Annotated in this window: 21 protein-coding genes and 1 pseudogene; 7 read left to right on the top strand and 15 right to left on the bottom strand. The window is 66.9% G+C overall.

From position 1 onward, the window contains the following. Nucleotides 1-91: 91 nt before the first annotated feature. Nucleotides 92-1969 (top strand): ATP-binding protein, encoded by a 1878-nt coding sequence (locus E6N53_RS07570; RefSeq protein WP_142858143.1) that lies wholly within the window; start codon nucleotides 92-94, stop codon nucleotides 1967-1969. 249 nt (nucleotides 1970-2218) lie between these two features. Further along, the gene (locus E6N53_RS07565; protein WP_136589448.1) at nucleotides 2219-2629 is read left to right on the top strand and encodes a universal stress protein; all 411 of its coding nucleotides are present in this window, start codon (nucleotides 2219-2221) and stop codon (nucleotides 2627-2629) included. Nucleotides 2630-2636: 7 nt separating this feature from the next. Here E6N53_RS07565 and E6N53_RS07560 read toward each other — a convergent pair whose 3' ends face one another. Beyond that, complete coding sequence (locus E6N53_RS07560) at nucleotides 2637-3749, bottom strand: KaiC domain-containing protein (protein WP_142858141.1); 1113 nt, start codon at nucleotides 3747-3749, stop codon at nucleotides 2637-2639. 153 nt (nucleotides 3750-3902) lie between these two features. Here E6N53_RS07560 and E6N53_RS07555 point away from each other — a divergent pair, with 153 nt between their 5' ends. After that, nucleotides 3903-4730 carry an NAD(+)/NADH kinase gene (locus E6N53_RS07555; RefSeq protein ID WP_136589450.1) on the top strand — a complete coding sequence of 276 codons (828 nt, stop codon included), beginning with the start codon at nucleotides 3903-3905 and terminating at the stop codon, nucleotides 4728-4730. A gap of 164 nt (nucleotides 4731-4894) precedes the next feature. Here E6N53_RS07555 and carB read toward each other — a convergent pair whose 3' ends face one another. From carB to E6N53_RS07530, 5 genes are all read right to left on the bottom strand, one after another. Continuing rightward, a complete protein-coding gene (carB, locus tag E6N53_RS07550; RefSeq protein WP_142858139.1) occupies nucleotides 4895-8134 on the bottom strand; it encodes a carbamoyl-phosphate synthase large subunit in 3240 nt (1079 codons plus the stop codon). A gap of 167 nt (nucleotides 8135-8301) precedes the next feature. Next, on the bottom strand, nucleotides 8302-8550 hold the full coding sequence (locus tag E6N53_RS07545) for a hypothetical protein (protein ID WP_136589935.1): 249 nt from the start codon (nucleotides 8548-8550) through the stop codon (nucleotides 8302-8304). A 63-nt stretch (nucleotides 8551-8613) separates the two neighbouring features. Next, entirely contained in the window at nucleotides 8614-9147 is a 534-nt protein-coding gene (locus tag E6N53_RS07540) for a DUF5815 family protein (protein ID WP_136589452.1), read from the bottom strand. 126 nt (nucleotides 9148-9273) lie between these two features. Beyond that, on the bottom strand, nucleotides 9274-9525 hold the full coding sequence (locus E6N53_RS07535) for a DUF8006 family protein (protein ID WP_136589453.1): 252 nt from the start codon (nucleotides 9523-9525) through the stop codon (nucleotides 9274-9276). A 95-nt stretch (nucleotides 9526-9620) separates the two neighbouring features. Next, entirely contained in the window at nucleotides 9621-9863 is a 243-nt protein-coding gene (locus E6N53_RS07530; protein WP_136589454.1) for a DUF7996 family protein, read from the bottom strand. An 87-nt stretch (nucleotides 9864-9950) separates the two neighbouring features. Here E6N53_RS07530 and E6N53_RS07525 point away from each other — a divergent pair, with 87 nt between their 5' ends. Then, the gene (locus tag E6N53_RS07525; protein WP_142858136.1) at nucleotides 9951-11279 is read left to right on the top strand and encodes a GNAT family N-acetyltransferase; all 1329 of its coding nucleotides are present in this window, start codon (nucleotides 9951-9953) and stop codon (nucleotides 11277-11279) included. Between the two features lie 172 nt (nucleotides 11280-11451). Then, nucleotides 11452-12468: a sodium:calcium antiporter gene (locus tag E6N53_RS07520; protein WP_136589456.1), complete on the top strand. Its 1017-nt coding sequence runs from the start codon at nucleotides 11452-11454 to the stop codon at nucleotides 12466-12468. A gap of 121 nt (nucleotides 12469-12589) precedes the next feature. On the opposite strand, the gene E6N53_RS21435 is transcribed toward E6N53_RS07520, so the two are convergent. Continuing rightward, nucleotides 12590-12718, bottom strand: a complete 129-nt coding sequence (locus tag E6N53_RS21435; protein WP_268951689.1) for a hypothetical protein — start codon at nucleotides 12716-12718, stop codon at nucleotides 12590-12592. A gap of 91 nt (nucleotides 12719-12809) precedes the next feature. Further along, a complete protein-coding gene (locus E6N53_RS07515) occupies nucleotides 12810-14384 on the bottom strand; it encodes a DUF7827 domain-containing protein (protein ID WP_142858134.1) in 1575 nt (524 codons plus the stop codon). Nucleotides 14385-14561: 177 nt separating this feature from the next. Between E6N53_RS07515 and E6N53_RS07510 the strand changes: the two genes are divergently transcribed. Continuing rightward, on the top strand, nucleotides 14562-15779 hold the full coding sequence (locus E6N53_RS07510) for a DUF7096 domain-containing protein (RefSeq protein ID WP_142858132.1): 1218 nt from the start codon (nucleotides 14562-14564) through the stop codon (nucleotides 15777-15779). 12 nt (nucleotides 15780-15791) lie between these two features. On the opposite strand, the gene E6N53_RS07505 is transcribed toward E6N53_RS07510, so the two are convergent. From E6N53_RS07505 to E6N53_RS07480, 7 genes and pseudogenes are all read right to left on the bottom strand, one after another. Next, nucleotides 15792-18482: a beta strand repeat-containing protein gene (locus tag E6N53_RS07505; protein ID WP_142858130.1), complete on the bottom strand. Its 2691-nt coding sequence runs from the start codon at nucleotides 18480-18482 to the stop codon at nucleotides 15792-15794. Nucleotides 18483-18761: 279 nt separating this feature from the next. Continuing rightward, a complete protein-coding gene (locus tag E6N53_RS07500) occupies nucleotides 18762-21125 on the bottom strand; it encodes a PGF-CTERM sorting domain-containing protein (protein ID WP_236642317.1) in 2364 nt (787 codons plus the stop codon). 282 nt (nucleotides 21126-21407) lie between these two features. After that, nucleotides 21408-21500: pseudogene (locus tag E6N53_RS21610) on the bottom strand (surface glycoprotein); the annotation flags it as partial. 255 nt (nucleotides 21501-21755) lie between these two features. Next, complete coding sequence (locus tag E6N53_RS07495) at nucleotides 21756-22706, bottom strand: hypothetical protein (RefSeq protein WP_142858126.1); 951 nt, start codon at nucleotides 22704-22706, stop codon at nucleotides 21756-21758. Between the two features lie 80 nt (nucleotides 22707-22786). After that, nucleotides 22787-24472, bottom strand: a complete 1686-nt coding sequence (locus E6N53_RS07490; protein WP_161596524.1) for an ABC transporter substrate-binding protein — start codon at nucleotides 24470-24472, stop codon at nucleotides 22787-22789. A gap of 356 nt (nucleotides 24473-24828) precedes the next feature. After that, complete coding sequence (locus E6N53_RS07485) at nucleotides 24829-25839, bottom strand: tyrosine-type recombinase/integrase (protein WP_142858122.1); 1011 nt, start codon at nucleotides 25837-25839, stop codon at nucleotides 24829-24831. Continuing rightward, nucleotides 25836-26255: a hypothetical protein gene (locus tag E6N53_RS07480; RefSeq protein ID WP_142858120.1), complete on the bottom strand. Its 420-nt coding sequence runs from the start codon at nucleotides 26253-26255 to the stop codon at nucleotides 25836-25838. The genes E6N53_RS07485 and E6N53_RS07480 overlap by 4 nt, the downstream gene beginning before the upstream one ends. 210 nt (nucleotides 26256-26465) lie before the next feature. Here E6N53_RS07480 and E6N53_RS07475 point away from each other — a divergent pair, with 210 nt between their 5' ends. After that, on the top strand, nucleotides 26466-26753 hold the full coding sequence (locus E6N53_RS07475; protein WP_142858118.1) for a helix-turn-helix domain-containing protein: 288 nt from the start codon (nucleotides 26466-26468) through the stop codon (nucleotides 26751-26753). Nucleotides 26754-26784 lie beyond the last annotated feature (31 nt).

Below are 26784 nucleotides of genomic sequence, written 5' to 3'. Positions count from 1 at the left end.
AGTGATAGGGGCTCCGAGGGATAAAGCGCCACGCTCGGGGTGACACCGAAACGGGGAAAGGGATTTATCCGCGGCTCTCCCTGCGTGAGATATGTCCGACCTCGGTGATTTTACTGACTTCGGTGACGCTGCTGGACGGTCCGAGACGGCGGCTGAGCCCGAACCCGACACCGGGGACGAACGCGGCGACGGAGCGCAGGCAGACGGCGCGGCGGAAGCGGACGGCGAGACGACGAACGGGCGGGAGGCGGACGCGAGGACGCCGTTCGAGCCCTACGACGTCTCCCCCGCCGGAACGGACCGCGGCCTCGGCGTCGTCTCCGTCTCCCGCGGCCTCCGGGTGGCAGAAGACGGCGACGACACCGCGATGGAGGCGTTCGTCACCGTCGGCAACCGCGACTCCGTCCGACTGGGGAAGTACCTCCTCGTCCCGTATCCCGACCGTGAACTGCTCTTTTGTCGAATCACGGCCCTCGAGTACGCCCAGGAGTTCCACGAGGACGACGCGACGGAGATCGCCGCCCGACGGGCGATGCGTCGCGACGACTTCGAAGAGCGTGACTACAAGTTCGTCTCCGAACTCGACCCCGTCGCCGTCTTGTTCTACGACGAGACGGACGAGGAGTGGAAGCGCCGGATGACCGACCGGGTGCCGAAGCCCGGCGCGGTCGTGCAGGAGGCGACGGACGCCGCTCAGATCAAGGCGGGGCTGAAGATTCCCCGTGACGGCGTCTTCCTTGGACACCTCTCGGTCGGTGGCGAGAAGGTCCGCACCGCGGCGTCGCCGCCGACGATAGACTACCGACTGAAGAACGACTACGCCGACGGCGACCCGCTCGTGTTCAGGCACCTGCTGGTGGCCGGTGGGACGGGGTCGGGAAAGACCCACGCCTCGAAGAACGTGCTCCGGCAGTTCCTCGACACCCGGTATCGGATGGACGACGGCCGCAACGTCGCCCCCGCCGTCGTCCAGTTCGACCCACAGGACGAGTACGCCCAGATGCACGACGACAACCCGGCGCTCGACGGCGACATCGCCCGGCAGTTCGACCGCGAGGGCGTCGCCTACGGCGGCTACGACGACACCGTCGCGTTCGTCCCCGAGGTCGGCGGCTCGACCTATCCCGGGGAGGGACATCGCGCCGAGCAGGCGCGGTTCACGATTCCGTTCTCGATGACCCGCGCTCGCCCCTGGCTCGTCGCTGGTGCGGCCCTCAACGACAACCAGTACAACGCCCTCGAGGAACTCATCTACCGGTTCTTCCGGCAAGCGGGCGACGACGGAACGTACGAGCAGTTCAAGACGTACCTCGACGACCCGGGGCTCAAAGAGGACCTCCACGAGACCGGCCGCGTCCACGAGGCGACGTTCGACGCGGTGAAGCGTCGGGTCCGCTCGGCGACGTTCAGCAACGTGTTCGACCAGGCCGCCCGCCCCATCACCGAACAGGTCCACGAGTTCGTCCGTCCGGGCGGGCTCACCGTCGTCCCGACGTATCACATCAACGACTCGCGGGCTGCCGTCACGGTGGTCCTCGCCGTCGCGAGCCTCCTCGTCGACGAGAAGCTCTCGAACGACCCCACGTACGACCGCATCAAGCGGACGCCGGTCGTGCTGGGGATGGACGAGGCGCACAACTTCCTCGCGGACGCCGACTCCGTGCAGGCGCGGAAGGTCGTTCACAAGTTCACCGAGGCGGCGAAACAGGGCCGGAAGGAGCGACTCGGCCTGTTCCTCATCACGCAGGACCCACAGGACATCGCCGACCCCGTGTTCAAGCAGGTGAACACGAAGCTCGTGCTCAACCTCGGCGACGAGGACGCCATCAAGTCGGTGAACATCCCCTCGACGCTGGAGGACAAGGTGCCCTACATGGAGAAGGGACAGATGGTCATCTACTCGCCCGACAACTCCGAGCCCGTCGAACTGACGGGGCTGTCGACCTGCGTGACGCGCCACGGCGACTAGAGGTCGGGAGCGGCGGGTCGTCGTGTGGGCTGCGTTCGGTTCCCGGGGGTGGGTCGTCACGGACGTTCACATACGAGGCCGCAGCCTACTGACCGCGTGCCCTGACGAGCCATCGCAGGACGTCCCGCGGCCGCGTGGTACGCCGTCCTGTGACCGCCCGTGTACCACCTGTTCGCCAGCTTCCATCGAGCGCCGACGGCGAGCGCGACGCCCCCATGATTCTTGCACGCTGGTCGCGTTCGCAGTGCCATGGTGAAACGTATCCTCGTTCCCGTCGACGGCTCCCCGCAGTCGGCGGAAGCGATACGGTTCGTCACCGACGAGTGGCCCGACGCCGACGTCGTCCTCCTGAGCGTCATCGACCCGGTCGACACCGGCTACACCGGGAGCGCCTTTCCGTCCGGTGCCGAAGAGTGGTACGAGCGGGCACGCCGAGAGGCCGAAACGCGCCTCACGGAGTTGGCCGAGGAGGTCGGCGTCGACGCCGAACAGGTCGTCGTAGCCGGCCGGCCGGCGGCGAGCATCGTCGAAGTCGCACAAGACGTCGACCACGTCGTCATGGGGAGCCACGGACGCACGGGCGTCTCGCGGGTCGTCCTGGGGAGCGTCGCCGAGGCCGTCGTCCGGCGGTCGCCAGTTCCCGTCACGATCGTGCGGTAGCTCGAACTCAGAACAGGTTCGCCTGCTGGTGGACGCTGATGCCGTCGCTCGTAATCTCGTACGGCTTCGGCTGCCGCGAGTGGTTGGCGTCACGAATCTTCTGTATCTCGATCGCCAGCCGCGTCTCCTGAAAGTTGTTCGACCGGACGTACTGGAGAATCAAGACGGCGTCGGCGAGATACTCGATGATGCCGTGTCGAGAGGCGAAGGGGTCGGTGTCGCTCGCCTCGCTCGTGACGAGCGTCGTCACACCGGCCTCCTTGAGCGCCCGCGTGAACTGGAACACCTCACTACGGCGACGAGCGGGGTGGTCGTACATCATCTCGAGGAGCGAGACCGAGTCGAGGACGAGCCGTCCAGCGCCGAAGTCGCTGATGAGTCGGGTCAGGTCGTTGCGGATGCTCGCGAGCGAGTTCGCCATCTCGACGGGGTCGAGGTCGACGACGGCGAGCGAGCCCTCCCGTTCGTACCGCCGGAACTCCCAGCCTTTCTCCTCTGCGGTGTCGAGGACCCGCTGTCGGCTCTCCTCCAGCGAGATGTAGACCGCTCGCTCGTCGTTCGCCAGGGCCGTGTTGAGAAACTGCATCCCGATGGTGGTCTTTCCCGTCCCGGCACTCCCGATGGCGGTGATGAGTGACCGGGTCGGGATACCCCCGAGAATCATCTCGTCCAGCCCTTCGATACCGATAGAGACCCTGTCGAGTTGAGAGTCGAGTTCCGCTTCGTCGAACTCGTTCGTCGAGAACCCGCCTGCGTCCGCATCCCCGAACGCGAGTCCGTCCACGCCACCGAACGGGCCGCCGCTCTCGGCGGACTCGTTCCGTGACGACCCGCCGAGCCCCGCGTCGGGGTCTGGGGCGCTATCGAACGCGTCCGAGAAGTCCTCCGCGAACGGGGAGTCGGCTCCAGCGTCGACTTCGGCTTCAGTCTCGGTCTCGGTCTCGGTCTCGGTCTCGGCGAACGGAGCGGACGGCTCCGGGTCGGCCCCCTCCTTGGATTCGGCGACAGCCTCGGTCGGTTCGGCTCGTTCGCCGGCTTCGTCGCGACGCTCCTCGTCGGAGTGGTCCTCGGTCTCGTCGTCCGCGAACGCGCGCTCGAACCAGTCGTCGTCGCTACTCACGGAACCCCCTCCGGCAGTCGAACTCGACAAGACCGACTCGGACCGCCATTGGAGCCTGTTTCGAGCCGGTTCGTATATATTTTGCCGCCCTGTCTCTCAACATTGATTCCGCGGTGACGGTGGGCTTTTCTCACCGGGGGGGTTACGCGGGGTATGGAAGTCGGCATCGTCGCCCAACGGGACAACGACCGCGCCGCGGCGCTGGCACGGACGTTGGGGGCGCGACTCGACGAGAGCGACGTCCGGACACGCTTCGACGCGACGACGGCCGCCGCGCTGGACCGTGCGGACGTCGGTTGTTCAGTCGACCGTTTCGACGAGTGTGACCTCGTGGTGAGTATCGGGGGGGACGGGACCTTCCTCTTCGCCGCGCGCGGGGCCAACGGGACACCGATACTCGGCGTCAACCTCGGCGAGGTCGGGTTTCTGAACGCCGTCGGACCGGACGAGGCCGAACGCGCCGTCCAGCGCGAGGTCGACGCGTACCGACGAGGCGAACTCAGCGTACAAGAGGTCCCACGGATCGCCGCCCGAACCGACGACTGGGTCGGCGAACCGGCGATGAACGAGGTCGTCGTACAGGGACCGCGCCGTGGGCGGGGCGGTGGCGGACGCGTCGAGGTGCGTGTCGACGGCGCGTTGTACGACGCAGGCGAAGCGGACGGCGTCCTCGTCGCCACGCCGACGGGGTCGAGCGCCTACAACCTGAGCGAGCGCGGTCCGCTCGTCCACCCGGAGGTCGCCGGCCTCATCGTCAATCAGATGGCCGCGCGCGAGGGGATGCCGCCCCTCGTCTTGGCCTCGGACCACGACGTGACCGTCACCGTCACCGACGTCGACTACGCCGTCGTCGTGAGTGACGGCCGAACGAAACGTGAGGTCGAACCCGGAACCGACGTCCACGTCGGGCTCGCCGACCGGCCCGTCCGGTTGGCCGGGCCGGCCGTGGACTTCTTCGAGGCGCTCGGCAAGCTCGACTGAGAGACGAGCGCAGGCGGGACGGCCGCCGGTTCGTGTGTATCCGAGGGTGAACAGGTCACCGTCCTCCCAGCGGCGTCCCGACCTGCGATTAGCCGTACGTGCGGAGAAAAGATAACGAGAGCGTCACGGAAGACGCGAGACGTGCCCCGTAGGAGGGTTCGCGCCTACTCGCCCTGTGCGCCCCACTGAGCGACGGTCTTCGGCCGGTCGGTCACGGCGACGACGTCGATGTCCTCGTCGTGGTGACGGCGGGCCTCGAGCGCGGCCTTCGCCGAGGCGTGCGTCGAGAAGTACGTGACCTTCTCCTCGACGGCCACTTCGAGCGCGTCGCGGTTGCGCGAGACGATGAGGTCGATTTCGCCCTCGCGGATGGCCGTGCGGAACGCCTCACCGGAGTTGAACTCGGCGAGGTCGTAGAACTCGGCGAAGCCCTCGGTGAGTTCCCGTCCGGCATCGGTGTCGGCGGCGGGGAACTCCTCGGCGGAGAGGTCCACGACGGCGGTCCCCTCGGTCGGGATAGGCTTGCCAGTCGCGGACTGTGCCTTCTCGTAGGCCTTGCCGAACGTCGAAGCGGTCCCCATCACCTCACCCGTCGACTTCATCTCCGGGCCGAGGCGTGGGTCGCTCCCTTCCAGGCGGTCGAACGGGAGGACGACCTCTTTGACCGAGGTCTGTTCGGGGATCTGTTCCTGGGCAGCGAGGTCGTCGAGCGTCTCGCCGGCCATCACCTTCGCCGCCAGCTTCGCGATGGGGACGCCCGTCGCCTTCGAGACGAACGGGACCGTCCGCGAAGAACGGGGGTTCGCCTCCAGCACGTAGACAGCGCCGTCCTTCACGGCGAGTTGGACGTTGAGCAGGCCGACGGTCTCGAGGGCGCCGGCGATGTCCTCGGTGACGGCGCGGACACGGGCCATCACGTCGTCGTCCAGCGAGCGCGGCGGGATGAGACACGCCGAGTCGCCCGAGTGGACGCCCGCACTCTCGACGTGCTCCATCACGCCGCCGATGAGCACCCGGTCGCCGTCGGAGACGGCGTCGACGTCGAGTTCGATGGCGTCGGCGAGGAACTCGTCGACGAGGATGGGCTTGTCGGGCGAGACGCGGACGGCCTCCTCGATGTACTCTTTCAGTTCGTCGTCCGAGTGGACCACCTGCATCGCGCGTCCGCCGAGGACGTACGAGGGGCGGACGAGCACCGGGTAGCCGATGTCGCGGGCGAGGTCGAGCGCCTCCGCCTCGGAGGTGGCGGAGCCACCTTCGGGCTGGGCGATACCGAGAGAGTCCATCAGGCGGTTGAACCGGTCGCGGTCCTCCGCGAGGTCCATCGCGTCGACGGAGGTCCCCATGACCGAACAGTCGAGGCCGCGGCGGTCGATTTCGGCCTCCACCTCGTGGCCGATGTTGACCGAGGTCTGCCCGCCGAACTGGACCATCACGCCGTCGGCACCCGTCGCCTCGACCACGTCGGCGACCTCCTCGGCCGTGATGGGCTCGAAGAACAGGCCGTCGGAGGTGTCGTAGTCCGTCGACACCGTCTCGGGGTTGTTGTTGACGACGTGGGCGTCGATGCCCATGTCGCGGAGCGCCTGGATGGCGTGGACGGAGCAGTAGTCGAACTCGACGCCCTGTCCGATGCGGATTGGGCCGCCGCCGACCACCACGACGCTCTCGACGTCGCGGTCGACGCGAAGTTCGCCCGCGGCGGCGTCGCCCTCGAGCGGCCCCTTGAAGAACTCCGTCATCCGCGAGGAGTAGTAGTACGGCGTCTGGGCGGCGAACTCGCCGGCGCAGGTGTCGACCTGTTTGTACGTCCGCCCCGGCACCTGCGTCTCGACGGTGCCCACGTCGGAGCCCGTGGCCGCGGCGATGGAGGCGTTCGTGTGACCGGCGATGGCGGCGGCGGTGAAGTCGCCGTCCTGTGCGGCCTCCACGGCGTCGGTGACGCGCTTGTAGCGCTCGACGTACCACGTCTTGATGCCCGTGAGGTCGGCGACGTCCTCGACGGAGTAGCCGCGGTCGAACGCCTCGAACATGGCGTACGCGCGGTCGGGTGTCGGCTTCGCGAGGTACTCTGCCTCGAGTTCCTCGTCGCTCACCTCGGCCCAGTCGGCCGCCGGGTCGTACTCCGAGGAGCGGAGCGCCTTCAACAGCGACTCCTCGAACGTCCGACCGATGGCCATCGCCTCGCCCGTCGACTTCATCGCCGTCCCGAGGGTGAAGTCGACGTCGCCGAACTTGTCCTTGGGCCAGCGCGGCACCTTCGTGACGACGTAGTCGATGGCTGGCTCGAACGCGGCCGTCGTCTCGCCGGTGATCTCGTTTTCGATCTCGTGGAGGCGCTTGCCGAGGGCGACCTTCGCCGTCACGCGGGCGATGGGGTAGCCGGTCGCCTTCGACGCCAGCGCCGAGGAACGGGAGACGCGGGGGTTCACCTCCACTACTCTGTACTCGCCGCCGGGGGTGCCGTCGTCGCGCCAGGCGAACTGGATGTTACAGCCGCCCTGGATGCCGAGTTCCCTGATGACCTCGAGCGCCGCGTCGCGCATCTCCTGGTGGCCCTCGTCGGGGATGACCTGCGAGGGCGTGACGACGATGGACTCCCCGGTGTGGATGCCCATCGGGTCGATGTTCTCCATGTTGCAGATGATGATACAGGAGTCGTCGGCGTCGCGCATCACCTCGTACTCGAGTTCGACCCAGCCCGAGATGGACTCGGTGATGAGCACCTCCGAGTTCCGCGAGAGGCGCAGGCCCTTGCGGACGCGCTCGCGGAGTTCCTCGAAGTCGTCGACGACGCCGGACCCGGAGCCACCGAGCGTGTAGGTGGTGCGGGCGATGACGGGCAAGCCACCGACCGCATCGACGGCGGCTTCGACCTTCTTCGCCATCGTGTCCTTGTCGAAGTCGGTGACGGACTCACCCTCTTCGAGCGAGATGGTCGTCGACCGGGGGACGGGCTGGCCGATTTTTTCCATTCTCTGGCGGAAGAGGTCGCGGTCCTCCGTCGCGTAGATGGTGTCGAGCGGCGTCCCCATGATGTCGACGTCGTACTCGTCCAGGATGCCCTCCTCGGCGAGTTCGGCCGTGACGTTCAGTCCGGTCTGCCCGCCGAGACCGGCGATGACACCGTCGGGGCGCTCCTTCCGGATGACCTCCGCGATGGCGTCGGTCGTGATGGGTTCGATGTACACCCGGTCGGCCATCTCGGGGTCGGTCATGATGGTCGCGGGGTTGGAGTTGACGAGGACGACTCGGGCACCTTCCTCCTGGAGGGCGCGGCAGGCCTGTGCGCCGGAGTAGTCGAACTCCGCCGCCTGGCCGATCTGGATGGGACCGCTTCCGATGAGGAGGATGGTTCTGTGCTCCGAGGCCGACTCGGGTTTCTCCTGTGGCTCGTCGGTCATTACGTGGTCGAAGCCGGTTCATCGTAATAAGCGCGACGAATTTCTACGAGAAGCGCAAGTGAACTTCGAATTTCGTAAACCACCGCGAGGGACGGTGTTCGAGGTGACGAGCGGCAGTGCTGACCGGCGTGTGCGAGCGCCGGGTGGACGGTGGTGTGCTCGCCGCGTCAAGAGTACGTCGAGGAGGACGACGAAGCCGAGGACGAGGTCGAAGAGAGGCGGTACCGGTAGGGGCTCTCGCGGAGCACTTCGACCTCACCCCGCTGGGCCCACCGACCGAGCACGGTTGCCACTCTGTGGGCGCTGTCGAACTGGTCGTGCTCGTCGAGGAGCGACAGAATCTCCCGTGCGGTCAACGGCTCGTCGGCCTCAGAGAGCACACCCCGTAGCGGTTCGAAGTCCGTCTGGGGGTGCATCGTCACGTCATACGTACACACGGGGACGACTTAGCGTTCAGTGAGACGGGAGTCAGACAACCGTCAGACGTACGCGTCCTCTTCAGAGAGGTCCCGCTCCGCGCGGTACTGGTCTACGAACTCCGAAACGTCGAAATCCAGCATTTGCGCCTCGAATTCGGGTAACAGGGAGTCGTCTTCCGCGTGACTGACGGCGTGTTCCATCAGTTCGACGACGAGTTCGACGATGACCTCGTGGAGTCGGCGCGAACGGAAGTCGGTCACCCAGACGATTCCGGCACCGACCTCGCCGTCGTCGCTGACGTCGACGGAGACCACCTGCTCGGGGAACTCCTCTTTCACGAGCGCCATCAGATGCGGTGTGCCGAACTCGGGCATCTCGTCGCTCGTCGTCTCGATGGCCTCGCGGAGGACCTCGACGAGGAACTCCGGGAGGAACCGTTCGGGCGGGTGGACGTCCATCACCGTCGCGTGCGACTCGCCACACGGGCATTCGAACTCCCGCATACCCAGGTCGATGCTTCGAACACGCCGGGTCCGTCCACAGGGAAGGTCGAGTTCCGCCCCACGACCGCCGGGGACGCGCGGTTCGCTCATACTCGCGATTGGGAGCGTCGTCGTTTAAACGTCGCGCTCCGACGACACGCGAGAGCAGAAGACGAGAGTGGAGGGGGTTCCGGTGTCGACAGCGGACGGACGGGGGGCCCGAACGCGGCGGTGTGGTCAGGAGCGTGCGGTGACGTACAGCAGCGGTCCGACGACCACGAGCACGATCCCGAGGAACAGATAGTGCGTCGGGACCAGCGCCTGCGGCGTCAGGAGGAAGATGACACCGAACCCGATGACGTGCAGCGAGAGGAGTTTCTGTGACTTCAACGGGAGGATCCCGACACCCCCGAGGACGAAGACGACCAACAGCGCCTGCCCCACGTTGTAGTTGAGCAGGAAGCTGTCGATGAGCTGGAGCGGAACCATGTTCGAGATTCCGAACGAATCGGCAATTAAAGTTCCGTTCTTCGGTGCTCCCGACGCGGGACGACGAACGCACCGGCAGGCCGACCGCTGTCCCGTCAGCGGTCGACGGGGCCGGTGAGCTCCAGCGGACGAATCCAGCCGTACCACACGAGGAAGATCATACCCGCGTAGCCGAGGACGAACACGATGGTCCCGAGCCCACCGTACCCGGCCTCGCCGAGGAATCGCCGGGCGATACCCGGGAGGACGATACCGGCGACCACGATCGAGAGCAAGAGCAGTTTGTCCCGCGTGAAGAAGCCGCCCGTCTCGTCCGTGCCGTCGACGCTGTCAGCCATACCGAACGGTTGGGCCGAACGCACCTCAACCTCTCGGTTCCCCCGCCCGTGCGCGACAGTTTTGTCGACCGGCCGCCACGAAGAGGTATGAGTGGCAGGACCCTGGCGTATCGCGCGGTCCCCGACGACGACGAGCACCGCCCCGTCTACCGCCGACTCCTCCAGTACGCGTTCGCTCCCGAGCGCGGCCCGGACTGGGACGACGACCCACACGAACAGCCCGCCGAGTTCGAACCGAGAGGGCTGTACGAACCCTCGAGCGGTGTGGGCGACACAGCCGAGACTGACACTGAGACTGAGACGCCGACTGCCTCCGCCCGCCCGCGTGAGGCGACCGACGTCGCTCCCGGCGGCCTCGTCGTCGCCAGCGCACTCGTCGACTTCCGGATGCGGATTCGGGGGGCGTTTCGCCCCGTCGGGGGTGTCACAGCCGTCGCATCGCCACCCGAACACCGCCGACGGGGACACGTCGGAACGCTCCTCGACCACCTCCACGAGGAACTCCGCGAGCGCGACGTAGGGGTCGCCGCCCTCTGGCCCTTCTCGCACGCCTTCTACCGGCGCTTCGACTACGGACGGACGAACGACTACGTCCAGTTCGAGTTCCCGCCGGACGCGCTCGATTCGCCGGCGGCGACACCCGACGAAGACGGGTCGTTTCGCCGACTCGCTGCCGACGACCCCGCGGACGTCGAGGCACTCGCCGCCCTGCACGAACGGAGTGCACCCGAACCGCTCGCACTCGACCGCTCCCCTGACTGGTGGCGACACCGCGTCTTCCGTACCTGGACAGGGGAGCGATTCGTCTACGGCTGGGGCGACACGGACGACCAGGAACTCCGGGCGTATCTCGTCTACGGGTTCGAGGAGGACGACCCGGGGCGGACCCTCGCCGTCACCTACTGGGGTGCGGCCGACGACGAAGCGTACCGACAGCTCCTCACCTTCCTGCGCAACCACGACTCACAGGTCTCGCAGGTCCGTCTCTTCGCGGGCGACACGAGCCTCCTCGACCGGCTCTCTGACCCCGCGGACGACGTGACGACGACGGTGAAGCCCGGCCCGATGGTCCGTGTCGTCGACGTGGAAGCGGCGCTTTCGCGACTGGCGACGCCGGCCACGGACGAGCGTGTCGTCCTCTCGGTTCGCGACCCCCGGTACGACTGGAACGACGACCGGTTCGAGCTGAGCGTCGACGACGGACTGACGACCTGCCGGCGGGGGGGCGCCGACGGGAACGTCGACGTCGACATCGACATCGACATCAGTGCACTGTCACGCGTCCTCGTGGGAGCCCGGTCCGCAGCGGTGCTCGCCAGACTCGGACACGTCGCTGGCGACGCCGACGCGGTCACACAGCTCGACTCCCTGCTTCCCGTCGAATCGCCAGCGCCGTACCTCAGAGAGTGGTTCTGAGCGGGAGTCTCGGAGAACTTCACAGCGTCGGTTGTATCCGAATCGAACAGCGTACCCAGTCGAGGAGTACTGAATTGCCGGCGGCGACTACGAGACTCCCGACGAGGCGCCGGTGTCGCCACCGGGACGGGACATAGGCGGGTTTTTGAAACCGCCAGCCCTCGAAGCGTCTGTGCCGAGTCTCCCGCTCCTGATCGCGTTCACCGTCGCCGGAACCGCGCTCGCGTGGAAGGGCGGCGACTACCTGGTCAACGCCTCCGAGCGGCTCGGCGGCCACTACGGCCTCCCGCCGGTCGTCCAGGGGGCGGTCATCGCCGCCGTCGGCTCGTCGTTCCCCGAACTGTCGAGCACCGTCATCGCGACCCTGCGGTACGGGGCGTTCGAGATCGGCGTCGGCGCGGTCATCGGTTCGGCGGTGTACAACATCCTCGTCATCCCCGCGGTGTCGGCGCTCGCCGGCGAGGGCCAGCTCGCCTCGAACCGTGACCTCGTCTACAAGGAGGCGCAGTTTTACCTCCTCTCGCTCGCGGTGTTGCTGCTGGCGTTCACGCTGGCCGTGCTGTACTACCCCGTCGACGCGACCGACGCGCGGCTCGACGGGCAGTTGACCTGGCTGCTCGCGCTGCTTCCGCTCACACTCTACGGGCTGTACGTGTTCATCCAGTACCACGACAGCGTCGACTACCGCCGGACCGCGACGCGGACGCAGGTCGACGTCGGCCGCCAGTGGGCGATTCTGGGGGGAGCGCTCCTCACCATCCTGGTCGGTGCCGACCTCCTGGTTCGCGCGGCGGTCGGCTTCGGCGAACTGTTCGGGACCTCCACGTTCCTCTGGGGACTGACCGTCGTCGCGGCCGGGACGTCCATCCCCGACACGTTCGTGTCCGTCGCGGCCGCGCGCGTCGGCAACGCCTCGATGAGCCTCGCGAACGTCTTCGGCTCGAACGTCTTCGCGCTCCTCGTCGCGCTCCCGGCCGGCGTGCTCGCCGCGGGCGTGGTCACGGTCGACCTCGCGAGCGTCGTCCCGATGATGGCGTTCCTCATCTTCGCCTCGATCGCCTTCTTCGCCATCCTCCGCACCGACATGCTGTTGACGACGCGCGAGTCGTACGTCCTGCTCGGGCTCTACCTGCTCTTCGTCTGCTGGCTTGTCGCCGAGAGCCTCGGAGTGACCGGGTTCCTCCCGTGAGCGCGGCGTGGTGCCGAAGCGGCGACCTGGTCACCGGGCGAGTCGAACAGACCGCTGGTTCCCGCTGTGTCGACGCTACCGAGAACAGGGACGGGAGAACGGGGACCGCAAGTCGACAGCGCTACTCGCCCGGGCTGTTGCCGCGCTGGTACTTGTGTACCATCCGCCACATCGTCTGGTCGAGTTCCTCACCAGCGGACGCGTCGATGAGCTGTCTGTAGAGGCTGTCTGAGACGGTGATTTCGGGCATCACCACACCGTATGTGAGCATTCCATATAATACTACTGTTATACGGAATTGAGTTAATTGATAGGTCGGGAGACAGTCTCGGCGCGAAGAGTCACACGGGTCGCCCGACGTGTGGCCCGGCGACGACGTGGCCGTCGTCACGGAGGACGACCCGGACCTCCGCGCCCACGAGTCGGTCGGTGAGCGTGACGTCGACGGACGCGGTCCGGTCCGGCCCGACCGTCAGCACGTACACCTGCAGGACCCCCGGTGTCGACCCCGAGGAGACGTGCAGGGTGAGTTCGCTCCCGGGCGCGAGCGTCGTGTCCACCTGGACGGGCACCCTCGAGCCGTCGACGACGAACGACGGCGCCGGTCGGTCGAGGGTGACCAGTCGCTCGACGACGCTGAACGTGGTCGTGAGCATCTGTGGCGTGCTCACACGCGGGTTCGACGGGGTCAGCGCGAGCGTCGCCGCGTACGTGCCACGGTCGAGGACCGCGGTGTCGAACACCACCGAGAGCGTGTCGCGGGTGTCGTCGACGAACACCTCGTGGACCGCGGGCGACACCGCTCGGGCCGCGCCGACGCGACCGTCGGGCGCGACGGGCGTGAGTCGGAGGTCGAGCCCGTTCCCGAGCGCGCCGCTGCCGGCGAGGCCGTACTCGAGGGTTCCGTTCGTGCGCCGTCCGTCGACGGTGAGTGCGACGGCGTCGCCACCACGTCCGTCGGGGTTGGTCACCGGCAGTCGGACGACGAGCGTGTCACCGGCGACCGCTGGCGGCGCGTCGGCGAACGAGACCAGGACCTGTCCCGCGCGAGGGAGCGTCACGTGCGAGACGGCGGACGTGAGGTCGACGTCCACAGCGCCGTCGCCGTCGCGGTCGTAGCCGACGTCGAGGGTCGCTCGTGAGACGCCGGCCAGACCGTCCGGAATCCCACCGTCGCCCGCGTCGTAATCCAGTGTGAGCGCCGACAGCGACCCGTTCGCCGCGAGGGTGTGTCGAACGATGTGTGTCGACTCCGCGTTCGCGGCGCTCTCTGTCGCGTAGACGAGGTTCGTCACCGGAGCCTCGTCGAGGCGGGCGACGCCGCCCAGCCCGCTCGCGTGGAACGTCACGACCGCCCAGTCGCCCTCGGCGACCGTCCCGTTCGGGGGCGAGAGGGCCGCGACGTCCGCCGAGTCGGCGGGATGTGCGTCGCGTGGGGCCACGCGCGGAACGGCCGCCTCGAACGTGGCCGCCTCGAGGTCGAGTCGGGCGCGGTCCGCGATGGGTCCGCGCAGTTCGAGAGCGTACGGTCCCGTCGCGAGCGGCACCGCGCGTCTCGGGGACGCACGGACGACGTGTGCGACGCGGTCTGCGCCGGTGGCTTCGTAGGCGACTCGTTCCGTCGACCGCCACCCGGCCGCGAACGTGTTCAACCGGACGACGACGAACCCGTCGCTGTCGACGTCGACGACGGTCGCTTCGACGTCGTAGGCCGGCCCGGCGACCGCGAGCGTCACGGTCGACCCGCTCGGAACCGACAGGTCGAGCGCGACGACGTCACCCGCCTGCTGTTCGTAGGCGTCGACCCCGAAGCCGGTTCCGGGTGCGGCCGCGGCGAGCGGAACCGTCGCGACGGACAGCACACTCACGAGGAGCGTGGCACAGACGGCAACGACGAGGCCACGGGAGGGGTGCATGTGTGGTTCAGTCGATGGGGTGGTAAGTCCTTTGTGGGCAGGTTTTCGCGCGTGATTCTCGGGAACCGCACCGCGGCGCGTGAAGGTGCGGGCACAGTCGGGAGACAGAGAGTCACGACCGTTCGTCTCGGGTGATGAACCACTAGATTTACGCCGGGACGGCGTCGTACAGAGAGTATGCGTCGGTCCCTCAGCACACTCTGTGCCCTCCTCGTCGTCGTCGCCGCCCTCCCGGTGTCGACCCCGCTCGTCGGCGCCACGGACACTGGCGGGGCGGAGCCACTCCAGCAGACCGCACAGGTCCAGCCCATCGCCGGGCAGAACACCACGAGCGTCCTGCTCCTGACCGGCGAGCCCACGTCGGGGTACGCCCAGTCGACGATGGACCTCGCACCAGCAGTCAGCGCGACTCACGGTGCCGTCGGCATCCAACTCCGGGAGCGAATCGTCCGTGAACGCCTCAGGGACGCCTCGACGGTCGACCGGCGTCGGCAGGTGCTCCGACAGGAGACCGAGCGTCTCGCCGCGGAGGTCGAAGCGCTCGAACGCACCGAGCGACAGGCACTCGCCCAGTACGAACGCGGTGACATCTCCGTCAGTGACCTCCTTCGGACGCTCGCGGCCGTCGACGCCGAGGCCCGGCAGGCAGAACAGCTCGTCGCACTGCTCCAAGACGAGGTCTCACAGGTGCAGTTCCTCTCAGCGACAGAGACCCGTCTCCAGTCCCTGCAGGTCGAACTGGCGACGCTTCGCGGTCCCGTCCGTGAACACGCGCGTGCGGTCTTCCGCGGCGAGGCGGCGTCCACCCGCATTCACGTCTCCGTCGCCGGCGAGGCGGTCGCGCTGGCCACCATCCGCGGAAACACCTACATCAGGGAGGCGAACGACCCGTCGAACATCGACTCGACCACCTCAGACGGCTTCGCCACGGAGAACGAAGTCATCGACCGCATCGGGGCGCTGTACCCGTGGGCGTGGACGGGCGACACCTCCTCGGTGCGGACCTACACCAACTTCGAGAACGGCTTCTACCGGATCAACGTCGACCACACCCACGGCCAGCTGACGAGCTACCTCGACGGGAGCACCCAGAACGTCTTCAGCGAGATCCAGTACAAGTCGCTGAGCCGGATGCCGACCGGCCAACCGACCGCCGCGGAAGCGAACGGGACGACGCTCCGAGTGAACCAGAGCTTCGGCGGTGGCCCGGTGCAGGTCGTCGCACAGGAGACGGCGACCGGAGCGCCCGTCGACGGCACCGTCTACGTCGACGGCGAACGCGTCGGACGGACGAGCGGCGGCCAACGCTGGTTCGTCGGCCCGACGAGTCAGTACGAGGTGACGCTCGAGACCGACGCGGGCAACGTCACCGCCACGGCCCAGCCAGTCGGTTGACCGCCGCCGACCTCACTCCGTCGCGCGTCGGGTCAGTGCGACGAGCGCGGCGATGACGAGCGTGAGTGCCCCCAGGACGCTGCCCCCGCCGAACCCGGGGAGCTGAGTGTCCGTCGTCGACTGCCCGCCCGCCGTGCCGGTCGGCTCGACGGGCTCGGTCGTCCCGGTCGGTTGTGCATCCGACGGCGTGTCCGTGGCAGTCGTCTCCGCCACCTCCTCGCTCGGTGTGGCCGTGGAGCCCGACGTCGACGACGCACCACCCGTCGTGGTGACCGTCAGCCGACGTGACTCGCGGACCGTCGCGGTCTCCGCGGAGAGCTGGTACGTGCCCGTCGGGACGTCGCTGAGGTCGAGCGTCGCGTTCCACGTCCCGTTCGTCACCGACGCCTCGGCGAACCGGGTCACGTTCGCCCCGCTGAGTTCGACGACCACCGTCGAGCCGTCCTCGTTCGTCGACTGTCCGGTGACGGCGACCGCCGTCGGCGCGACCTGCGCCCCGGGCGTCGATATCGTGAGTCCCTCGTCGACAGCCTGTACCGCCACGACGGCGACCCGGTCGTCCACTCCCGCCCCCGTGTAGGCGTCGCGGATTATCTCGACGGCCGCGGTGGGTGTCTCGCGCCCCGAGAGGAGTGCGTCGACGGTCGGCTCGTCGGGCGCGTGTGCGTACTGTCCGTCGCGACCCGCTCCGACAACGACATACGTGTGCGTCCCGCGCGTGTCGACCCCGGAGACCTCCGTTTCGAACGCGCCGTCGCGTTCGTCGACGAGCGTCAGGTCCGCTTCGCCTCGCGGCCCGACGTGGTAGAGTCGGAGTCGGTCCGACTGACCGGCGGCCGTCCCGGAGAGGGTGAACTCGTCCGTCCCGGTCGCGGCGATAGTGTCTCGCGACGAGTCGAGCGAGAGGCCACCCTCGACGGTGGTCAGCGAGGCGGACCCCCGCACGTCGAACCCACGGAGCGTCTCGCTGTCGACCGACGCCGTCGACCCCATGGTGTCGGCGTCGCCGACGGCGACGACGCGGTAGGCCCCGGGGATGTCGACGACACGCGAGGTGTCGACGTCGACCTCCCACGTTCCGTCGCTGTCGACGTCCACCTCGGCGAGCCCGTCCGTCTCGTACAGCGGACGGTACGACCCTCCGACGGCGGCGTACAGCTTGACCCGGTCGCTCTCTGCGGCGGTTCCGGAGACGGTGACGGACTCGCCGACGGCCGTCGTCGGAAGCGCGTCGACCGTCAACGCCCGGTCGGTGACTTCCAGTGTGGCGTCGTCCTCGACGGGACCGTCGAGTCCGGTCGTGAGTTCGACGTCGACGGACCCGACGGCGAACGGCTCGGTCTGAAGCCGGACGTCGGCGAGCCCGTCGTCGTCGAGGGTGACGACGGCGTACACGACACCCGCGTCGGCGTCGGCACCGATCGTCTGGATGGCTTCGGTGTCGTCGAAGACGGCGCGTGCCGTCGGCGTGTTGACCACCGTCTCCTCGCGCAACGCCTCCGCGTCGACGCGGACGTACCTGACGTCGCCGGGTGCCCCGGCGATCGAGACGATGCTGCTCTCACCGCGAGTGACGCGTGTCTTCGAGAGCGACAGGACCTTCTCCGCGTCACGGAGGCGGACCGAGACCGTCCGGGAGGCGTTGTCGAGGTCGTCGGCCCCCTCCACCGTCACGTTGTAGCTTCCGGCGTCGAGTCTCGAGACGTCCAGTGTCACGCTCCCCCCTGTCGTCGTGATGGTCGGCGCGTCGGTGAGCTGAGGCGTGACGTCCAGCCCGTCCTCGTCCTCGACAGTGACGGTCAGGTTCTCCGCGGCGGCGAAGTTGTAGTCGGCGGAGACGGTCAGTTGTGTGGTGTCTCGGGGAATCGAGCCGTCGGCGACGTCGACGCTCGACGAAGTCGCCCCCGGAGACAGTGCGACGTCCGTCACACGCGGGTTAACGACGGACAACACCGTGTCCCCGGCCGGCGAGGACGCGTAGCCCCCGGTCACGAACCCGTTCGCGGCGGTCACGTCCACCGCGAGCGTGTCCGCGGTCCGGGCGGTGGTTCCCTCGGCGTTCCCGTTGGCTCCGTAAAACTGCTGTGAGCTGCCCCCGGGTGCCACGCCGTCGAGCCTGGTCACGTCGACGTCCTGCTCGCCGAGATACACCGTCGCGGGCGTCTCGGAGACGCTCCGGTCACTGTTCGGAGCCACGGCGGTGACGGGGTCGACGGCGACCGTCAGTTCCGCACCGCTGGCAGCGTCAGCGTCGACGTCGACACTGAGTGCCGATTCGCCCGTCCGGGTGACGACGGCGTCAACGACGTCCACCTGGAGCGAGAGGCGCTCGTCGGAGACACCCGTGTCGTCGTCCCAGGTGACGGTGACCGTCCCCGCGTCGGTGTCGACGGTTCCCGCGGCGCTCGTGGCGTTGGGACCGACGACGACGTTCGTCACCGTCGCACCGCCGAGGTCGACGGTGTCGGGGAACGAGAGAGTGACGCTCGCCCCGCTCGTCCCGTCGCTGGTGTCGACGCCCTCGACAGTCGCCGAGAACGAGAGGGTCGTCGCGTCCCCGACAGTCACCGTCGACGGCGTGACAGCCGTCGCGGAGACGCCCGTCGCCGCGGCGCTCACGGGGGCCGGGACACCAGCGGCTCCGACCGTCGCTACCACGAGGACGAAGACGATGGCGACCACGCTGCTGTGACTCCTCGTCATGTCTGCCCAGCCGCGTGTGCAGGTGCTGAACCGGGCGTGATCAGAGCTATCGACCGTCCTGAACGTGTGGGCAACATTGGTTGTTATAGGACAACTACAGTTGCATAAGTGGTGCGGAACCGGTCGGTGTCCTCGGGACACACCCGAGTCGTCACCACGCGGACGCACCCACGCGAGCGCGGTGCGACGGTGTCGTCACTCGTCGGGCGAGTGTCGCAAAAAATGAAACCGCCGTGTGGCGGACCGCGGTGACCGGTATCGCCGGTCAGTCGTGGTTACTTAGTCGCGGCGGAAGGCGAGGAGTGCCGCGGCGATGAGCGCGACGAGGGCCACGATGACGCCGAAGCCGGGCGTCGACGTGGAGGTCTCAGTCGGCTCTTCCGTGGGCTCCTCAGTGCCGTCCGAGGGTGCCTCGGTGGGCTCCTCGGTCATCTCCTCAGTCGGCTCTTCCGTGGGCTCCTCGGTCGGCGTGGGCTCCTCAGTCGGGGTGCTCACGTCGCCAACGAGCTCGAACTCGAGCGAGGCGGATGCCTCGTCGTCATCGGCGCGCAGCGTGTACGTGCCGGTTTCGACGTCAGACATGTCGATCGTGGTCGACCATTCGCCGGTCGAACCGTTGACCTCAGCCTCGTCCGAGGCGATGACGTTCTCGTTCTCGCCGAGGACCTCGATGAAGACGGTCGTGCCGTCCTCACGGTTCGAGGTACCCGAGATCGTGACCTCACCCTGGGCGACCTGCCCGTCCGTGGTGAAGTCGTCGATGGTCAGCGACGGGTTCTCTGCGGAGAGCGTCAGCTCGATGATCTGGTCATCGACACCGGCGCCCGTGTACTCGTCGTTGATGATTTCGACTGCCTGCTGCGGCGTCAGGTCCGAACGGAGCGCGTCGCCACCGAAGCCGATGTCGGACGCGTAGTCACCGTCGCGGCCCTGGCCGACGACGATGAACGTGTACTGACCACGGCGCGTGAAGGCGTCGTAGTCCTCGTCGAACTCTTCCTCGTCGATGTCGATCGACTCGGCTGCCTGCGAGTTACCGCTGGCGTCGAGGAAGTTACCGCGCGGACCGATGAGGTAGACGCGGACTGCGTCACCCTGGCCGAGCGCGCTGCCCGACAGCGTGACCTCGTCACCGACGTCTGCGGCGATGTTGCTCGACGAGAGCTGCGCCGTGAGGTCACCCTCGACGGTGCGGACTGTCGTCGTCGCCTTCGTGTCGAACTCGCTGTAGACGTCCGAGCTGATCTCGTCGGTGTCCGTCAGGTAGTCCGTGCCATCGTCGTCGACAGGGTCGGCGACGATCGCGATGCGGTACGAGTCAGGCAGGCTGATCTCGCTACCGGAGTCAATCTCGACCGAGAACTCGCCGTTCGAGTCGACGTCGTCCTCGGAGAGGTCGTCGTCCTCGTCAACGAGCGGGACGTAGTTCTGGTCGATGCGGGCGTACGCCTTCACGTCGTCGGACTCGGGAGCAGTTCCCTCGATGGTGAACTCCTCACCGATGCGGACGACGCTCGGGGCGGACGTGATGTTGATCGACTGTTCTTCGACCGTCAGCTCGGCGGAGTCGTCCTCGCCGGCATCGAACCCTGCTTCGACGTTAGCGTCGTCAGTGTTCGGTGCGTCGAGTTCGACGAACTCAACGTCGACGGTCGTGGTGTCGAGGAACTCGCTGCGGATGCGGACCTGCGCTTCACCCTCGTCGTCGAGGTCAACGATAGCACCGACGTATTCGTCGTCGGTGGTGAGCGCGTCCGTGCCGCGGCGGTCTTCGACGTCGCCAGTGCTGGCGAAGACGTCCTCGGCGGACGCGTCGGTCGCGTCGAGGTCGTCGAGGTCGTCAGCCGAGATGCGGACGAGACCGTACTCACCGGGCGTGCCGGTGACCGTGGCGACGGCCGTGTCGCCCTGGGTGACGGTCGACTGGCTCAGCGAGATGGACTGGGCCTCGTCGCGGATGGTGAACGTCGCGCTGCGCGACGCACCGTCGAGGTCGTCCTCACCCTCGACCGTGACCGTGTACTCGCCCGTGTCGAGCTCGTCGACACCGGAGAGTTCAACGTTCTCGCCCGAGGTACCGATGACGAGAGAGCCGGTGTTCGAGGTCAGCTGCGACTGAACCTCGAGGCCGTCCTCGTCCTCGATGGTGACTTCGACGCCTTCAGCCGTGTCGAAGTTCCACTCGGACTCGACGGTGATGACGTCCTCGTCAGAGACGATGGAACCGTCCGTGACGTCAGCGCCGTCCGTGCCGGCACCGGAGTAGATCGTCAGGTCGGTGACCTGGGGCTCGATAACGAAGAGCTCGCGGTCGGCGTCGCCCGTCGCGCCGGGCGAGTCGTAGCCGCCAGCCTGGAAGTTGTTCGCTTCGGTGATGTCAGCGAAGGCACCGTTGCCGACGCTGGCCGTCGAACCGTCGGCGTCACCGGACTCGCCGGTGAACGTCGCGGCGCTGCCGGCGTCGACGCCGGGCAGGGCCGTCAGGTCGACGTCTTCCTCACCGAGGTAGACCGTTGCGGGGTCACCCGGTGCGCGATCGGACGTGATGCTGAAAGTGTCCGAGGCAGTGTCGTCACCAGCATCGTCGGAGAAGTCGACGTTGATGCCGGATGCCGTGACACCGCTGCTGAGGTCGTGCGTCACGGTCACCGTGATGGTTTCCGTTGCAGGCGTACCGTCAGCAGTGTTGTCGGCGACATTGACAACGACCTCGTCATCCGCGTCCGAGGTGGCTGTTACGTCAATGGACCCGACGTCGGACGCCGTAACGCCAGTGATGGCGCCAGTACCGTAGCTGATTGTAATGTTATCCTCTGTGTCGTCTTCAAGCGTTACGTCGAACGTAACGGACTGAGTCGTACCGGCGGACCCAGTCTGAACGTCAGCAACACTAGCGTTGCTGACGTCAGTGGCGACCGCAGCCGCCGTACCCGCGAACGCGATGGACCCCGCGAAGACGGAGAAGACCATCAGCGCTGCGAGTACAACAGCGCGGACCTTATTGTTGTTATCTGTCATGGTTTGATTGGATTGCAGTCGGCGACAGCAACTTTCTCGGCCGGCCACCGTTCGGGTGAGCGGCGATACTCGGTGTTGCCACCATGGGTAGGGGTACATGGCATTGGCAGTCCGGTTCTGTAATAAGTTTTGTGTGATTCGCCCGTCGTGAGAACAGCTGTCAAATGCGTCGCTGTCGTGCGGTTTTGGTCATCGGATAAAGCTCTTGTGTCAGACGTCGTTTCGCCCCTCGGAGGGGTCTCGCGGGCGATCCACTCACCGCACACAGCGATTCCGGGTCGTTTCGGCCCGTTCGAGGAGCCGTTCGGCGCGCGCGACATCGCCTGCGACGGCCGCATCGACGGCATCGAGCCCCGTCCCCGTCGCCTCGACACCCGCGGTGGCGACACACGAGCGAGTCTCGACGAGGTCCGCGAACGAGCCCGCTGCATCCTCGATACTGTCCAGTGTCTCCGCCGCTGTGCGGTAGTGAGTTCGGGCGTCGTCGAACCCCGTCCGGGCCGGCTGGAACGCGTCACGTTCGAGGGCCGCGCGTGCGGTTCGCCAGTCGCCGGTCCCCCGGGCGAGTCGCTCGCTCGCATCCACCAGCCGAGCCGCCGCCATCGACTGCGTCTCGAACGCCGTCGCGAAGTCACGCAGACGCTCGACAGTGAGAAACACCGCGGCGGGGACCGTCGGCTGCTGTTCGACGGTCTCACGCAGGCCGGCGGCGGCGGCGACGAGTGTCTGCTGTGCGGCGTGGGCACGCTCGAACACATCGGCGGTGACGCTTTCGCCCTCGAGCCCGGACAGCGCCGACCAGCACTCGACAGCGCCGGCCAGTCCGTCGAGCAGGCGCTCGTGGGCGGTCACGAGTACGGGGAGCGACCGATACCGAGGGGGAGCGTCGACGACCACGTCGGAGAACGAGGCGAGCGCCTCCCGGGCGCGAGCGAGCGACGCCTCGGCCGTCTCGAGCGTCTCGGGCGTGACGTCCTCGACATCGAAGCTACCGAGGGGTGCCCGGAGAAGCCGATACAGCTCGTTGAGTCGCCGGATGACCGCCTGCGCACGCCGCTCTGTGGGGTCTGTGGGGTCCGAGGCGGACGACGGGACGTCCGTCTCAGGTGCCGGAGGTGGGGTGCGCGGCCCTGTCGGACGGTATCCCGCCGTCGTACAGCCCGTGACCGCCGAAAGCGACGCGAGGAGGAGGTGACGACGACGCATCTGCTCGGAAGGGCGGTCGCCCGAGGTAAAACCGTTCTCGATTCAGTCACTCCCGAATTCGAGTCGGTCGCTCTCGGGTTTTACTCCTCACGCACGCGTGCGCGACTGAGTAATACAGCGAGAAGGAGAGCGACGGCGACGACAGCGATGCCGAACCCGGGCGCGCTGGTGTCCGTCGTCGACGGGTCAGCTGTCGGCGAGGTCTCCATCGTTGTGGGTGTCTCCGGCGCTGGCGTCGGTGATGTGCTCGTCGGCGTGGGCGTCGGTTCGGGCGTCGGCGTCGCGGTGACCGCCTGTGCCGCGTCGGTCTCTGGGACCCCGATGACGAACGTCGACGCCCCGGGCGACGTCGCCTCGAAGACGACGGTGTCGTTCGTCTCGTCGACCACGCGCGTGTCGAGCGCGCTCCAGGTAGTCCCGTCGTGACGGTACAGCGTGACGTTCTCGGCGGAAGCGTTCCGCACAGCCAGTGCGGAGTCGTTCACGCTGAACCGGAAGCGGAGTCGCGCGACGTCCTCGTCGGGGAGTCCGTTCGTGTTCAGGGAGAACCGCGAGAACGCGTACGTCCCGTTGAGGCCCGTGGGCCCGGTCTCGTTAGCGAGATACCGGATATCGGCGGTGAAGGAGGGGTTCAGCGTCGAGAGCGAGACGTTCAGGTGGTGCAGTCGCGCCGTGGCGTTCTCCCGAGGCGGCACGGCGAAGCTCACCTGTCTGTCGCGCCCCAGATTCCGCGCCTCAAGTCGGACGGTGCCGTCAGCGGCCGTCGAACTCCGGACCTGTTTCGCGCCGCCGAGGTCGTCAGAGCGGTCGAGTCGGTCGCGAATCTCCTCCTCGTACGCGTCAGGGTGGACCGCCTGGACGACGTCCAAGAGCGCGTTCATCACCCGGGGGGCGGGCTGTGAGACCTCGTTCGCGTCGAGGACGACGGCGTTCCCCTGCTCGTACGCCGTCGTCTCGGTGAACGCGCCGTTCGGCCCGGCGGGAACGCGCGCCTCGCTATACTCGTCGCCGTTGAGGACGAACCACTGTGGGTCCTCGGCGACGACCGTCTCGGGGCTCGCGAGGAAGTAGCCGCTCGACTGGGTCGCGTTCGCCCCGCCCGTGGCCGCCATGTTCTCGACGCCCGCAGTGGTCAGTATCTCGTCGACGAACGTGTCCGAACCGGCGGTGAAGCCGAAAAAGTAGTACAGGCCCGTCGGCTTCTCCTCGTCTCGGAGGGCGTCGCGGACGGTGTCGAGTTGCGTCTCCATCGTGTCCGCAGTCTCGTCCGCCGATTCACAGGAGCCGACGAGGTCGCCGATGAGCCGCGTCTTCTCGACGACGTCGTCGATATCGGTGGCGCGGTCGAAGACGTAGACGGTCACCCCCGCCTGCCGAAGCGTGTCGACCTGGACCGAGAAGCGGTAGGCGTTCGGGACGAGGACGAGATCCGGCTGTGCCGCGATGGTTCGTTCGGTCACGGCCGACGTCTCGAAGTACGGGTTGCCGATCTGTGTCTTTTCGTCCGCGCCCGCGAGGTAGTCGGCGTTGTCCGTGACGCCGACCACGCGGTCCCACGCGTCGATCTCGTAGAGGGTCTGGGCGGCGCTCGGACCGAGTGTGACTATCTCGTCGGGCCGCTCGCTCACGGTCACCGCGGTCCCCGTCGCGTCGGTCGATGTCACCGGAAACGTGCAGTGCTCGCTGGCACCTGCGGGAACGACGCCGACTGGGAGTAGCGCCACGACGACGAGTGACACGACGAGGAGCGTACGTATCGTGCTCATGTCCCGTCCCATGCACAAGAACAATAAGAATTTACCTAATACAAGTAGACTTACTCAGAGGCGGAGCGGCGTGGGCGGGTTCTCTCACTAGCGTGAACTGAGCGACATCCGTACGGGTCGGAGACGGGATGGGGAAGATACTACGTGTTCGCCGGTGTCACTCGTTCGGCCGTGGGAACCGACGACGTACAGCACTCACTCGAGGAATCAGGAACGAAGTTAGGTGGCTGGGGAGTTGTTCCCCACCCATCTCGGACGGCCAGAGACCGTCCGTTTTGGAGGTGGGCCAACGCGGGTGCAGGATTTGAGAATATGCGTGGAGCCCTAGCCGTGAGGGTGTGAAATCGAACATCGTGTTAGTCCCAGAGGTACTCCCGGCGCTGTTCCATTTTCTCGCGCTCGGTGCGTCGGTCGTAGTGACGATCCAGGACGTCCTGACTGACGTCCATCCGGTCGCTGACGACTTCGACCGGGACGTCTTCGAGCAGGTGTGACGTGATCGCGCCGGAGCGGATGTCGTGCGGGGAACGAACCGAAGGACACCCAGTCGGGGCTCCGCCATTCGCCGCATCACACTCGTCTGGGTCGCGGTCGTGCGGACACTCCCGACCAATGTAGCACGGACGAGTCCAGTGGTAGACGATATCCCGAATCGTTCCCGTCGCCGGCCGACCACGTGTGGTCGTCAGCAGTGGTTCACGGCCGTACTCGTCCTCGATGTCGATTCTGGGTCCCGTGATGTAGTCATCGAGAATCTCCGTCAGACCCGGAGAGAGCGCGATGAATCGTTCACCACCGGTCCCGTTCTTCAGCGGTGTGTCCTCTTCGGGGCGGTGGACCAGCTCGATCGCGTTGTCGTCTGAGTCGTAGTCGTCAAGGTCGATCGCCCGCGCACCACCCGTGCGCATTCCAGTGTACCAGAACAGGCAGAACAGGACGTGCGCGCGACTGCCGTAGTGGAACTTCTGGAGATACTCGAGGATTTCCTCGGCGCGGTCCTCGGCGAGGAGCGTCTCACGGGCCTGGTCCTCCCCGCGGACGGTCGGCAGGAGTACCTTCGACGCTGTGTCGTCTTCGACGGCGTCGATAGAGGCACAGAACCGGAGGAACACACGGAGCGTCGAGAGCTGTCCCTGGAGGGTCATGGGTCGGAGCTCGTGCTCGGTGCGACGATAGACCCGATATGCGTGGAGGTCACGCCCTGAGACATCGTTCATATTGTAGATTCCTTCCTCCTCACACCAGTCGACGAACGCACCGAGTCGGTAGCGGTGCGAGGAAAGCGTCTCTTCGCTCACCTCATCACGCCGGTGGTCCAGATAGAGGTCAACCGCAGCCTCGGGTTCGAGCGGGTCGAGGCTGCTCATCTGTACCCCTCTTCACGAGTGAATCGCTGGTCGTCGATTCGACCGTGGAGCCCACGGTACGACGGGACGCGACTGCGCTTCTCGTCAGGATATGCGTGCTCGTCGGCGTTCACAGCCACCTGGTGAACCGCGTGCGCGAGTTCAGCGAGCACCGCGTTCTGATACTCCATCTCGTCAGCGAGCCGCTCCAGCGCGTCTGCCTGGCGCTCCAGGACAGCCAGCCCTTCGAAGTCGAGCCCACCGTCCGCGCGGAGTCGCGCACACGGTCGACAGACGTGCTGGTTCGTCCGCGCGTCGAGGCCTGCGGCGTCTCGGTCGCTACAGACTTCGCAGGAGTCCGGTCCGGGGTTCTTTTGAGAGAGCGCTACATCCGACTCTGTGCGGGGCCTAACCCCCGCGTTGCTAGTTTCGCTCATCGTTCTGGGCGGGACCACCCGCGGACGTCGGTACCAGCGACGCCCGCGGGACCTACTTTATCGACAATAGCCTACGGTATCTCACTCGGTCCCGTATTCACCGAATTGGAGCCTTATCACATATAGGTTATGACTGAACTTATAGTGGTATATCTAACCTAAACAGGTGAAGCACGACAATTAGGTTCCCATCGTGTATTCACGCAATCAATGCGCCGTTCGGGAACATGGATGACTATCTGGGACGACCGGATTCTGGAGATAATACAACGGGAGGGTTCGGGATCTCCAACAGAACTGGCTGAGAGCAAGTATATCCGGGTGTCGCCCCAACACGTTTCTCGCCGGCTCAAGAAGCTCGCCGAACACGGGATGCTCAATCACCTCGGGAACGGGGTGTACGTCATCACCGAAATCGGAGAGGAGTACCTGGACGGCGAGGTCGACGCCGACGAGTTGCAGGATACGAGCGAAGAGAACGGAGCTGCTTCAGCGTAACCCAGATGGACAAGATACGACGAACCGGTCA

The sequence above is a fragment of the Salinigranum halophilum genome, from assembly GCF_007004735.1.
GTDB lineage: Archaea > Halobacteriota > Halobacteria > Halobacteriales > Haloferacaceae > Salinigranum > Salinigranum halophilum.
The sequence above is the reverse complement of the archived record's forward strand: the minus strand, read 5'-3'. Positions and strand labels throughout refer to the sequence as shown.